Origin of the sequence: Fictibacillus nanhaiensis, assembly GCF_019801215.1 — a bacterium.
Taxonomy (GTDB): domain Bacteria; phylum Bacillota; class Bacilli; order Bacillales; family Fictibacillaceae; genus Fictibacillus; species Fictibacillus nanhaiensis_C.
In genome coordinates this window covers 168,355-181,526 of the sequence record NZ_JAHVJO010000002.1, presented here as the reverse complement: position 1 = coordinate 181,526, position 13,172 = coordinate 168,355, and the positions used below count along the sequence as shown (strand labels likewise).

Genomic DNA, 13,172 nt, shown 5'->3' with positions numbered 1-13,172 from the left:
ACAAAAAGACGTCACCTTTAAGAGGTAGACGTCTTTCTTTTTGAATGGGTAATCGTTTCCTTTAAGAAAAGGATGAGCAGTGTGACCACATATAGACTGATAACACCAAGACCTGCTCTATCAAACTGGAGAAGTTTGAGAACAACCGAACTTAAAATGGTGATGTAAAGAGCGCCTAAGTACTTTTGAATTTGACCATTAGAATAGATGGTCGTCAGTTTTGCTCCAAGCTGTGTACCTACCAATGCACCAAGGATGAGAAGGATGCCTAGCTTGTAGTCGAGCTGAATGGACGTTGCATACGTTAAAAAACCTGCTGTAACAATCAAGAAAACACTGACCAAGCTTGTCCCAACCGCTTTTCTTGATGGAAAATTCATCATCGAAATCAGTAGAGGAACCATGACAAACCCTCCGCCAACACCTAATGTGGTTGAGATGAACCCTCCAGTAAAGCCAATAAAAATGGCTTTTGGCCAAGAAAAAGCGAAGGCAGATGATTTATTGACTTTATTTTGTTTTGTTTGCTTATAAAGCAGGGAAACTGCAAAGTATGCAAGAAGCAAAATATAGAAGACTGGGATAATGGTATCGTCATAACCTAACTTCTCGAGCCAAACAACAAACGGATGGGCAATCTGAGTAGCCAAAACACCGACAATACCGAGAACAGCTGCTGTTTTCCAAAGGATATTCTTATACCTTAAGTGTGCGGCTACTCCAGATACACTTGTACCAATCGAATACATTAAACTTGTCCCAATCGCTGATAGAGGAGGTATACCGATCAAGATAAGAATCGGCGTTAAAATAAAGCCTCCTCCAATGCCAAAAAATCCAGAAAAAACACCGATGCACAAGCCAAGCAATATATAGAAAAAATCCATGATTTAATTACTCCTTTTGGGGACACACCTGCTACAATTTTCCCGCAACCGTTGATACCGCTTGCGGGAAATGGGGTCAGACCCCATACAATTTATTTCCCAACAAGCACCTAAATTCAAGTATAACACTTTCCTTTCTTTCCAGAAACTTCTGCGAATATTTGTTCGTAATTATTAGGATTTTGGTAAAGGGCTGTGCTATAATTTGATTAACCAGAAATTAGGAACGGAGGTTCGGTTTTGTGAGTGAAAGTCATACATTTCAGATCCAGTCTAGTTACCAGCCGCAAGGGGATCAACCCGCTGCGATTAAGCATCTTATCAACAATATAAATGCCGGTAAACGAAGCATGACATTGCTTGGTGCGACAGGTACAGGGAAGACGTTTACGGTTTCAAATGTTATTCAGGAAGTGAACAAACCTACTCTTGTTATTGCCCATAACAAGACGCTAGCCGGTCAGCTATACAGCGAGCTGAAAGAGTTTTTTCCTAACAATGCGGTTGAGTACTTTGTTTCCTATTATGATTATTATCAGCCGGAAGCCTATATTGCTCATTCGGATACGTATATTGAAAAAGATGCAAGCATCAATGACGAGATTGATAAACTGCGCCACTCTGCCACATCTTCTCTTTTTGAACGAAAAGATGTCATTATTGTGGCTAGTGTGTCCTGCATCTATGGTCTAGGTTCTCCTGAAGAATATCGTGATATGGTCATTTCCCTTCGTGAAGGAATGGAAAAGGATCGCGATCAGCTTTTACGAGATTTAGTCGATATTCAATACAACCGAAATGATATTAATTTTACGCGAGGTACGTTTCGAGTTCGTGGGGATGTTGTAGAAATCTTCCCAGCTTCTCGTGACGAACATTGCTTGCGTGTGGAGTTTTTTGGTGATGAGATCGACAGAATTACTGAAGTGGATGCTCTTACAGGTGAGATTTTAGGCGAACGTAATCACGTTGCCATTTTCCCTGCATCCCACTTCGTAACCCGTGAAGAAAAAATGAAAGTTGCCATTAAACGGATTGAAGCCGAACTCGAAGAAAGATTGAAAGAACTTAACGAAGCTGGGAAGCTATTAGAAGCTCAAAGGCTTGAACAGCGTACACGTTATGACCTTGAGATGATGGCGGAGATGGGCTTTTGTTCAGGGATTGAAAACTATTCTGTGCACTTAACGCTAAGACCGCCAGGATCCACGCCTTATACGCTGCTCGACTATTTTCCGGACGATTCGCTCATTGTCATAGATGAGTCACACGTTACACTTCCTCAAATTCGAGGAATGTTTAATGGAGACCAAGCAAGGAAAAGTGTCCTAGTCGATCACGGCTTCCGTCTGCCATCAGCAAAAGACAACCGACCGCTAACGTTTGAAGAATTTGAAAAATACACGAAATTTCAGCATATCTATGTTTCTGCAACACCAGGACCTTATGAGCTTGAACATGCCCCTGAGCCTGTTGAGCAGATTATTCGTCCGACAGGGCTATTAGACCCTACACTCGAAGTACGTCCGATCAAAGGACAGATTGATGATTTACTTGGTGAGATTAATGAGAGAATTGCCAAGAATGAAAGAGTATTAGTTACAACACTGACGAAAAAGATGTCTGAAGATCTAACCGATTACTTTGTGGAACTCGGCATAAAAGTCCGTTATCTTCATTCAGAAATCAAGACTTTAGAGCGGATTCAGATTATCCGTGACCTTCGTCTTGGTGTGTTTGATGTCCTTATCGGGATCAACCTTTTAAGAGAAGGTCTTGATATTCCGGAAGTTTCACTTGTTGCCATTTTAGATGCAGATAAAGAGGGCTTTCTGCGTTCTGAACGATCACTTATTCAGACAATCGGACGCGCCGCACGTAACTCGAACGGTCACGTCATCATGTATGGAGACAAGATTACAAAATCCATGCAGATTGCGATCGATGAAACGCAGCGAAGACGTATTAGGCAGATGGAACATAATGAAAAGCATGGCATCACACCTATGACGATTAAGAAAGAAGTTCGTGATGTAATACGTGCCACACAAGCAGCGGAAGACACAGAATCGTATACAAGTACAAATGCTCCTAAGCAAAAGATGAGCAAAAAGGATCGCGAAGCCTTTATTGAGCGTATGGAAAAAGAAATGAAGGATGCTGCAAAGAACCTTCAGTTCGAACGTGCTGCAGAGCTTCGTGACCTCATACTTGAGTTAAAAGTGGAAGGATGATTGCAGTTGGCAACCAATCAAAACATAGTTGTTAAGGGTGCAAGAGCCCATAATTTAAAAAATATAGACATTACGATTCCGAGAGATAAGCTCGTTGTTTTAACCGGCTTATCTGGCTCGGGTAAATCTTCACTTGCTTTCGATACGATCTATGCAGAAGGCCAGCGCCGTTATGTAGAATCCCTTTCTGCTTATGCTCGCCAGTTCTTAGGACAGATGGATAAGCCAGATGTTGATTCCATCGAAGGTCTTTCACCTGCTATTTCGATCGATCAGAAAACAACGAGCCGTAACCCTAGGTCAACAGTCGGAACAGTAACCGAAATCTATGACTATCTCCGCCTATTATTTGCGCGCATCGGCCGTCCGGTATGTCCTGTTCATCATGTTGAGATTACGTCTCAGACGATCGAACAGATGGTAGATCGAATTTTAGAATATCCAGAGCGTTCAAAACTGCAAATTTTAGCTCCCGTTGTTTCTGGGCGAAAAGGTGAACATGTTAAGGCGCTAGAAGATATTAAGAAGCAAGGTTATGTCCGTGTACGTGTTGATGGTGAAATGCGTGAAGTCTCTGAAGAAATTAAACTAGAAAAAAACAAAAAGCATTCTATCGAAATTGTAATCGACCGGATCGTTGTAAAAGAGGGAATAGCAACACGTTTGGCAGACTCGCTTGAAGCTGCACTAAATCTAGGTGGCGGAAGCGTAATCGTGGATGTAATGGGAGAAGAGGAGCTTTTATTCTCTCAAAACCATGCGTGTGCCTATTGCGGCTTTTCTATTGGAGAACTAGAGCCTCGACTGTTTTCGTTTAACAGTCCGTTTGGGGCTTGTTCGTCATGTGATGGATTAGGTGTAAAGCTTGAAGTAGATCCAGAGCTGGTTATTCCTGATTGGAGTTTATCTTTACGTGGTAATGCAATAGCTCCTTGGGAACCGATCAGCTCCCAATATTACCCTCAGCTTTTAGAAAGCATCTGTAATCACTTTGGCATCGATATGGATGTACCGGTTGAGAATCTGCCCAAAGATCAGATGGATAAAATCTTGAACGGCAGCAAAGAGTCTCTTACTTTCACTTATAAGAATGATTTTGGCCAAGTGCGGAAAAACGAAATACAATTCGAAGGTGTACTAGGAAATATTCAACGTCGTTATCGTGAGACAAGCTCTGACTATATTCGAGAACAGATGGAAGGGTATATGGCGCAAAAGCCTTGCCCGACTTGTAAAGGACATCGTCTGAAAAAAGAAGCATTGTCTGTACTAATCAATGGCAAACATATCGGAGAAACGACTTCTCTGTCTATTACGGAAGCAAAAGAATTCTTTGATAACCTTGAACTTTCAAATAAGGAACGTGCCATTGCAAAACTTATTTTACGTGAAATCGTTGATCGATCTGGATTCCTAATCAATGTAGGACTGGACTACCTCACCTTAAGCCGTGCAGCTGGCACTTTGTCAGGCGGGGAAGCACAGCGTATCCGCTTGGCGACACAAGTAGGATCTCGGTTGATGGGTGTTCTCTATATTTTAGATGAGCCTTCAATAGGCCTTCACCAGCGTGATAATGATCGACTCATTCGCACCCTTGAAGAGATGCGCTCTTTAGGCAACACGCTTATTGTCGTAGAACATGATGAGGATACGATGTTGGCAGCTGATTATGTCATTGATATCGGTCCAGGCGCAGGTGCTCACGGTGGTGTGATTACATCACAAGGAACGCCACAGGAGATTATGGAAGACCCTGAATCTCTTACTGGACAGTATTTGTCTGGGAAGAAATTCATCCCGCTTCCAAAAAAGAGACGAAAGCCTGATGGCCGTTTTATTGAGGTAAAAGGAGCTACAGAAAATAACCTAAAAAATGTTTCCGCTAAAATTCCTCTTGGCTTGTTTACGGGAGTTACAGGTGTTTCTGGATCAGGAAAAAGTACACTCGTTAATGAAATTTTGCATAAAGCACTCGCGCAAAAACTGCACCGTGCAAAAGATAAGCCTGGTGCACACAAATCCATTAATGGACTTGAACATATCGACAAAGTCATTGATATTGATCAGTCGCCGATTGGACGTACGCCACGTTCCAATCCTGCAACCTATACGGGTGTTTTTGATGATATTCGTGACGTTTTTGCTTCAACGAATGAAGCGAAAGTACGGGGCTACAAAAAAGGACGCTTCTCTTTCAACGTAAAAGGAGGCCGCTGCGAAGCATGCCGCGGTGATGGAATAATAAAAATCGAAATGCACTTTTTACCGGATGTGTACGTGCCATGTGAAGTGTGTCACGGAAAACGTTATAACCGTGAAACGTTAGAAGTGAAATATAAAGGGAAAAACATTGCCGACATTTTAGATATGACCGTAGAGGATTCAGTAGAATTCTTCGCCAACATTCCTAAAATCAAACGAAAGCTCCAGACAATTTTAGACGTAGGTCTTGGTTATATTAAACTTGGACAATCCGCTACAACCCTTTCAGGCGGGGAAGCGCAGCGTGTGAAACTCGCTTCACAGCTTCATAAGCGCTCTACGGGTAAAACCATTTATATTCTTGATGAGCCAACAACTGGACTACATGTAGACGATATTTCACGATTGCTAGTTGTGCTGCAGCGTCTCGTTGACAACGGCGATTCTGTTCTAGTTATCGAGCATAACCTGGATGTTATCAAGCAATGTGATTATTTAGTCGACCTTGGACCAGAAGGCGGGGACAAAGGTGGTACGATCGTAGGAGCAGGTACTCCTGAGGAACTTGCTGAAGTTGAGGAATCCCACACAGGCCGTTATTTGGCACCCATCTTGAAGCGTGACAAAAAGCGGATGACTGGTAAAGTTAGAGAGAAAGAAACGCTAGCTAAATAATATAGGGGAGAGATCAAATCATGTAAAAAGATTTGGTCTCTTTTTTTTCAATGAACACAAAAAACAGTGCTCCGTAAAACAGGAGCACTGTATAAAACTTTAGAATTCGTTATTATTTATATTTTTCCTCACTGGAAGAAGAATCCTTTGTTCCTTTCTTATCCTTTTCTTCTCGCTTTTCTTGTTTAAGATCCTCCATTGGAATAGAGTCTACATTTCGTTCACTTTCGAATTTATCGAACAAGCTGACTTTGTCGGTTTTATATTGTTCAGGATTGTCCATTTTTCCTTTTTGCTTCTTTTTATTATCGGTCATGAGACATCACTCCTGTTCTTTTTGTAGTAACCTTTCCTTTTCTGGATGAGATATAAACAATTTCTCCTCAAATTCGCAAAAATCGTTTAAAATAGATGAGTGAATTTATTTCCATATCTTAGAAAGAAGTTTGTATATTACATAATTGATAGTGACGACCATAATCGATGCAAATCCGATTGCAAGGACTCGGTCAATCACCTTAAGTTCCATACTATTCTTTGTGATAACACCAAAAATCATGGTAGCGACCATGAGAGTGGTTAAGAATATAAAGAGAACTTTTAAGGTTTTGATATTTTTCAACGAATTTCGCTCCTTTTGCTGATTTTGTCACTATCATACGGAATTTTAGAAGTTATGTCGAATAGGTCTAGAGAGAAAGGAAGTTTGTTTGAAAGGGTCGAAGTAAAAAAGGCACATGCCTTTTGCTTGCCTAAATCGTGGTTCATCTTTTTTTACTCAGAGCAGGAGGTTTCGTTTCATGAAAGATAGCACCAAAAAATTAATATCTGCCTTGTGTTATTTTAGTTTGTTTTTCGCACCGTTCCTTTTCCCGATTATCGTGTATTTAGTCGTGGATGATTTAGAAGTCATGGAACATGCAAAAAAATCATTTTTATCGCATTTATTTCCTATTATCGCTATACCGCTCGGAATTATTATTGTTTTTGAAACGCAATATCATTTAGCAGCGATCATCTTTAGTGCACTCATTTTTGGTACTTTGACATTAATTGTGACCATCTGGAATATGGTTAAAGGAATAAAGGTCATTCTTTCATAAAACTTTTTTGTACAAGTAATACCGGAAAGTCTCAGACACCTTAGAATCAGCCGGCGCCGGTGACGGAATCCCAAAGGAGGCGTCAATTGCATGGAAGAACGGAAAATGATATTAAACATGCTGAATGAAGGAAAGATTTCTGCAGAAGAAGCAGAAAAATTGCTATATGCTTTAAACGACAAGAAAAAAATGCAGATCGGGTCACTCAGCCTGAAAAAGAAAGCGGTCAATGGGGCAACAGCGGTCAAACTGCCAACTTCCAGCTATAAAGTAGCTAAATTCTTTGACCGTGTTGTTAAGCGGATTAAGACGGTTGATTTTGACTTGAACTTCGGGCCATCTGAACCTGTTCATTATGTTTTTCAAGACAGTCATGTGATGTTTCAAGAGATGGATATTGAAGTATACAACGGATCTGTTACAATCGTGCCTTGGGATCGGAAGGACGTACAGGTCGAATGTGATGCCCATGTCTATAAAGTGCCTGAAGGATCATCTGCGAAAACGAAGTTTAGAAATGAAACGTTCTATGATTGTGATGCGACGAAAATGCGTTTCTACTCGAGAAATAAGCATCAAAAAGTAAATGCAGTCATATCCATTCCTAAGAATTCTTTTGAAGAGATTAAAGTTACAACCTTTAATGGACCGGTAAAATTAAGTGATTGTGAAGCAAAAACGTTAACGGTTAAAACGACCGTTGGTGCGATCGCCGTTAATCATTGTTCAGGGCAAACTATAAAAGCCACTGCCGCCAATGGTTCGTTGACGCTAAAAGACTGTCAATATAGAGACGTTGAAGCAGAAACGATGAACGGGCCAGTACGCATGACGGTTGATGCAGTACAAGTACGTTCTGAAACGATCAATGGTTCGATCTATTGCAGGTTTGCAGCACCTGTTGAAGGGTATGCATCATTTAAGACGGTAACGGGGAAAATAGAAACAGAATTTCCTGAGACACTAGAGCTTGATGCCCAGCTGAAAACCATTGTTGGCGGATTTGTTTGTGATTTTGAGGCTCTTGAAGTAAGAGAAGAGAAGAAAGAAGTTACGCGTAAATTTCTCTCTTTTATCGCAAATAAAGACACGAGTTGGCCATCTTTTAAGCTCGAAGCAGAAGCAAAAACAGGTTCTGTAACGGTGTTAAAAGCAAAATAGGGGTGACTTACATTCATGAAAAAACTTAAACGATCAAATGATCCTAAAATATCAGGTGTTTGTGGAGGGATTGCGGAGTATATCAACGTGGATCCAACTGTCGTTCGCCTTGGAACGGTGGCGCTTGCTATTTTTACCGCGGTTATCCCGGTAGGACTTGTCTATTTTATTGCATTGGCGGTCATGCCTGAGGACAGCGACGTCTAAATGAAAAGCTGGATCGCTTCTTTCATCATTAATACAATTGCGCTAATGGTAGTTGCAGGTTACTTTGAAGGATTTCATATCGAGAATATAAGTGCTGCCCTTTTAGCGAGTGTGTTATTGTCCCTTTTTAATGTTTTTTTAAAACCAATTCTTGTGTTGTTGACATTGCCGGTGACGATTATCTCATTGGGGCTGTTCCTCATCGTAATAAATGCTGCGTTGTTATCGTTAACAGCAGAACTAATGGGAGAGTCATTCAACATTGACGGATTTGGAATGGCGCTTCTGGCAGCTGTCATCATATCATTACTCCATATGTTCCTTACTACTTTTATTTTGGAACCGTTAAAGAAAAGGAAAAAAAGATAATCAATTTTTAACACATCTCTTTGTAAAAGAGGTGTTTTTTTTAGGGAAAAAGCAATATTTTGCTATTAAAAATAAACACAAAGAACTATTATGAATACTACTTATTAGTACAAAAGTCTAATTTCATATTTTGGGCAATATGGTACATTTTAGTGGCAACAAAATCAGAATATTAATACTATTCAATCAGGAGGGGTAGTTTTGGGGAAAAGGAAGACTTGGGGAAAGACCCTGCTAGCAACTAGTTTGTCAATTGGACTAGCATCATCATCCTTGATTGCAGGGACAATAGATGTTAAGGCACAAACAGCATTAGAAGAGGTAAGAAAGGTAAAGCACAATCATTCACATTCTGGACTAGATCTTGCCATTGTGAATGAAGATAGAGTAATAGAATCATTGATTAAACGTGGTGTCATTTCTGAGAAAGCTTCTGCAAAAGAAAAGGAAGAAGCTTTTCATCACTATCTTGAACTAAAAGGAAAAGATACGGAAGCTAAGGGCAATGATCCACTTGAACCAAAGGTAAAAGCTTCACAGGCACAAAAACAGCGTGAGTTTAAAGGATTTAACAACGGCCTATTAAACGGGAACGGAAAAAAGAAGGGGCATTATAAGAAACAGCCTGATTCTGTAAAAGAAACGCCGTATACAGGATCCGTACGTGAAGATAACGTCCTTGTTCTGGCAGTTGAGTACTCTGATTATGCTCACAATAACATTAAACCTGAAGAAACAAATAACTACTATAGTGATTATCCACTCTCACACTATGAAGATATGATTTTTGGTAAAAACGGTGTGAAAGGTCCGAACGGTGAAAATTTTGTTTCGATGAAGCAATACTATGAACAGCAATCTGGCGGTACATATTCTGTTAAGGGTAACGCTTACGGATGGCTAAAAGTACCAGGAACAGCAGCATATTATGGCGCTGATAAAAAAACTGGCGGACATGACAACGTAACTCCTGGAGGTTCAAAGCAGCTTGTCGTTGATGCTTATAGAGCTGCAGTTGCCGCAGGAGTTCCACTAGAAAACTATGATGTGGAAGATCCACATGATTTTGATGGGGACGGAAATAAACTTGAAAGCGATGGACTTGTTGATCACTTAATGATTATTCACTCTGGTGTTGGCCAAGAAGCAGGTGGTGGTTCACTTGGTGATAATGCCATTTGGTCTCATCGATCTGCAAAGTTTGTTGATGAAGATGGTTTTGATTTTACATTCCAAAACCCGAAAGGCAAGCCAGGATTCTATGACTACACCATGATGCCGGAAGATGGTGCGACTGGTGTATTCGCACATGAATATGGCCATGATCTTGGTCTTCCAGATGAATATGATACGATCTACTCTGGAGCTGGTGAAGCAGTAGGGTATTGGTCGATCATGTCGAGTGGATCTTGGGCAGGGAAGATTGGCGGTACTGAGCCGACCGGATTCTCTCCATGGGCAAAGTCATTCTTACAATCGTCTCTAGGCGGAAACTGGACAACGCCAACAGCAGTTAACTGGGAGGATGTTTCTTCAAAAGGAACACAGTTTTTACTTGATCAGGCAAACTCACCAAACGGTCAAAACAACCAAGCTGTTCAAGTCAATCTTCCGCAAAAGACAACACCTGTAAATACTCCTAAAGCCGGTTCTTATCAATACTGGGGCGGACAACAGGATGAGATAGATAACCAAATGGTAACTGATGTTAATTTGACTGGAAAGAATTCGGCTACATTAACTTTCGATGCTTGGTATGATATTGAGGAGCAATGGGATTTTGCTTTCGTACAAGTTTCAACCGATAAAGGTTCTACTTGGAAATCTGTTGGCAACCAAAATACGCGTTCAGATGTTGTACCACAGGGCTACCCAACTATTCTAACTGCTATGCCAGGATTCACCGGTTCTTCTGAAGGATGGGAAGCACAGACATTTGATTTAAGTGCGTATGCAGGGAAAGAGATAAAGCTACGCCTTCGTTATGCAACGGACTGGGGTACAAGCCACATCGGATTCTTTGCAGATAATATTAAAGTCGTAGCAGACGGCCAGACTTTAATGGAAGATGGTGCAGAAGCTGCTAGCTCATTCAATTTAAAAGGATTTGAGAAAAACGATGGCAACAAATACAGCGACCACTACTATTTATTAGAGTGGAGAAATCATGCGGGTGTAGATATGGGTCTAAAGAATATTCGTCGTGGGTCTACCTTAATGAGCTATGATGGCGGATTAGTCGTTTGGTATGTTGATCCGACATATACGGATAACTGGACAGGTATTCACCCTGGTGAAGGATTCCTTGGAGTAGTTGATGCTCACGTTGATACGGACTTGAATTGGAGCACGGGCATAAAAGCAAGTACGCGCTACCACATTGCGGATGCTGCGTTTGGTCTAAATCCGACTTCTGGATTAGATTTAGTTTATCCAACACAGACATTATCACTTGCTAGTCAGCCGGCGGTGTCACTATTTGATGACAGCAATTCCTTCATGAACAAGTATTTGCCTGACGCTGGGCGTAAAATTGAAAATTATGGCCTTAAAGTACGTGTAAATGGACAAGCATCAGATAAGTCCGTTGGTGCAGTCGTCATCTACAAGTAATGATTGCAAATACCTTTCGCTTTTGCGAAAGGTATTTTTTAAATCCATTAATCGTATTTTTAAAACAACCGTTAACAAACCAAGGAAAAAACGGTCTTTACATGATAAGATTTTAATAGCTATAAGATCATACAAAAAACGAGACCGTTTGTCCTTTTCAAACGGTCTTTTTTCTTGAAGAAGGGGGCAAGTACGTATGAAAACAGAGCGGCTTTGTTTTAGACCTTATGAGAACGATGATTTTCCTTTTTTCGCCTCATTATGGGGGGATCCAGAAGTGGTTCAGTACATTGGAAAAGGAACAACACGTTCAACGGAAGAAGCGTTAAAGAGTTTTCAAGAATGGCTCCTGCCCGGCTATCGAGATGGACGAGGCCTTTATTTGATGATTCATAAAGAATCTGAAAAACCCATAGGCCATGCAGGGGTAATCCAACAAGTGGTAGATGGACGAAAAGAATTTGAAATTGGCTTTTGGCTTTCAAAAGAATATTGGGGAAAAGGCTACGCAACAGAAGCAGCTGTTTTCTTCAAAAACTATGCTATAGAAGAACTACATCTCACACGCCTTATTTGTCTCATTCAACAGGAAAACGAAAGATCAGTAAATGTAGCTAGAAAATTAGGAATGCGTTTAGAAAAAGACACCTCTTTTAATACGATTCCTGTTCAAGTTTACGGTTGGACGATAGACAATTAAAAGACCGATTCTCCCTTTTGGTTAATATAGTGTTGAAGTGATACAATAGAGTCATTGAAAAATGTCAAGGAGGACCCTATGGCGAAGGTACATATTCATGAATTAATCAGCAAGTTTCAATTAGAACTCGTCAGCGGTGAGGAAGGCATTCACCGCACGATACGCACGAGTGATATTTCACGCCCTGGTCTTGAGATGGCGGGGTATTTTACGTTTTATCCAGCTGAACGGCTTCAGTTGTTAGGAAAAACAGAGCTTTCCTTTGTCTCAGAATTGAACCCCGAAACAAGGATGGAAAGACTCAGTATGCTTTGTACAGATGAAACTCCTGGTATCATTGTTTCCCGTGATATCGAAGTGCCTAAAGAATTGTTAAAAGCTTCTCATAAGACAGGCGTGCCCATCATGCGTTCACCTGTGACCACAACACGTCTTTCGAGCCGAATCACTAACTTTTTAGAGAGCCGTCTTGCACCAACGACAGCTAAGCATGGTGTGCTTGTAGATATTTATGGCATCGGTGTGCTGATTACAGGGAACTCGGGAGTCGGAAAAAGTGAGACCGCTCTTGAACTCGTAAAACGCGGCCATCGACTTGTTGCCGATGATTCAGTAGAGATTCGTCAAGAAGATGAAGATACACTGATTGGAAGTGCACCAGAGCTTATTCAGCATCTTTTAGAAATCAGAGGACTTGGTATAATTAACGTTATGACGCTGTTTGGAGCAGGAGCGATCCGCAATTACAAAAAAATTGCGATTGTTATGAATCTGGAAGTTTGGGATTCTAAAAAAGTATATGACCGACTAGGATTGGAAGAAGAGACAACCAAAATTATTGATACAGAGATTCCAATTCTTACGATTCCAGTTCGTCCTGGACGAAACTTGGCGGTTATTATCGAGGTAGCGGCGATGAATTTCCGTCTGAAGCGGATGGGCATGAATGCTGCCCAGCAGTTTTCAGAACGTTTAACAGATGTAATTGAAGCTGGAGATGAAGAAGACTTATAAGAAG

Annotated in this window: 11 protein-coding genes; 9 read left to right on the top strand and 2 right to left on the bottom strand. The window is 41.0% G+C overall.

The genetic code is table 11. The annotated features are described in order from the left end of the window. Positions 1-17: 17 nt before the first annotated feature. On the bottom strand, positions 18-887 hold the full coding sequence (locus tag KUV80_RS09460) for a sulfite exporter TauE/SafE family protein (protein WP_222462473.1): 870 nt from the start codon (positions 885-887) through the stop codon (positions 18-20). Between the two features lie 242 nt (positions 888-1,129). Between KUV80_RS09460 and uvrB the strand changes: the two genes are divergently transcribed. Beyond that, the gene (gene uvrB, locus KUV80_RS09455) at positions 1,130-3,121 is read left to right on the top strand and encodes an excinuclease ABC subunit UvrB (protein WP_222462472.1); all 1,992 of its coding nucleotides are present in this window, start codon (positions 1,130-1,132) and stop codon (positions 3,119-3,121) included. Positions 3,122-3,127: 6 nt separating this feature from the next. After that, a complete protein-coding gene (uvrA, locus tag KUV80_RS09450) occupies positions 3,128-6,001 on the top strand; it encodes an excinuclease ABC subunit UvrA (RefSeq protein ID WP_222462471.1) in 2,874 nt (957 codons plus the stop codon). Between the two features lie 112 nt (positions 6,002-6,113). Here uvrA and KUV80_RS09445 read toward each other — a convergent pair whose 3' ends face one another. Then, on the bottom strand, positions 6,114-6,317 hold the full coding sequence (locus KUV80_RS09445; RefSeq protein WP_222462470.1) for a hypothetical protein: 204 nt from the start codon (positions 6,315-6,317) through the stop codon (positions 6,114-6,116). Between the two features lie 484 nt (positions 6,318-6,801). Between KUV80_RS09445 and KUV80_RS09440 the strand changes: the two genes are divergently transcribed. The 7 genes from KUV80_RS09440 (at position 6,802) to hprK (ending at position 13,168) form a co-directional block, all read left to right on the top strand. Further along, positions 6,802-7,104, top strand: a complete 303-nt coding sequence (locus tag KUV80_RS09440; RefSeq protein ID WP_222462469.1) for a hypothetical protein — start codon at positions 6,802-6,804, stop codon at positions 7,102-7,104. A 90-nt stretch (positions 7,105-7,194) separates the two neighbouring features. Continuing rightward, the gene (locus KUV80_RS09435) at positions 7,195-8,265 is read left to right on the top strand and encodes a DUF4097 family beta strand repeat-containing protein (RefSeq protein ID WP_222462468.1); all 1,071 of its coding nucleotides are present in this window, start codon (positions 7,195-7,197) and stop codon (positions 8,263-8,265) included. Positions 8,266-8,280: 15 nt separating this feature from the next. Further along, positions 8,281-8,472, top strand: coding sequence for a PspC domain-containing protein (locus KUV80_RS09430; RefSeq protein WP_222462467.1), 192 nt, complete (start codon positions 8,281-8,283; stop codon positions 8,470-8,472). Then, on the top strand, positions 8,473-8,841 hold the full coding sequence (locus KUV80_RS09425) for a phage holin family protein (RefSeq protein WP_222462466.1): 369 nt from the start codon (positions 8,473-8,475) through the stop codon (positions 8,839-8,841). Between the two features lie 201 nt (positions 8,842-9,042). Continuing rightward, positions 9,043-11,454 carry an immune inhibitor A domain-containing protein gene (locus tag KUV80_RS09420; RefSeq protein ID WP_222462465.1) on the top strand — a complete coding sequence of 804 codons (2,412 nt, stop codon included), beginning with the start codon at positions 9,043-9,045 and terminating at the stop codon, positions 11,452-11,454. 196 nt (positions 11,455-11,650) lie between these two features. After that, the gene (locus KUV80_RS09415; RefSeq protein WP_222462464.1) at positions 11,651-12,154 is read left to right on the top strand and encodes a GNAT family N-acetyltransferase; all 504 of its coding nucleotides are present in this window, start codon (positions 11,651-11,653) and stop codon (positions 12,152-12,154) included. Between the two features lie 78 nt (positions 12,155-12,232). Further along, complete coding sequence (gene hprK, locus KUV80_RS09410; RefSeq protein WP_222462463.1) at positions 12,233-13,168, top strand: HPr(Ser) kinase/phosphatase; 936 nt, start codon at positions 12,233-12,235, stop codon at positions 13,166-13,168. Positions 13,169-13,172: the final 4 nt, after the last annotated feature.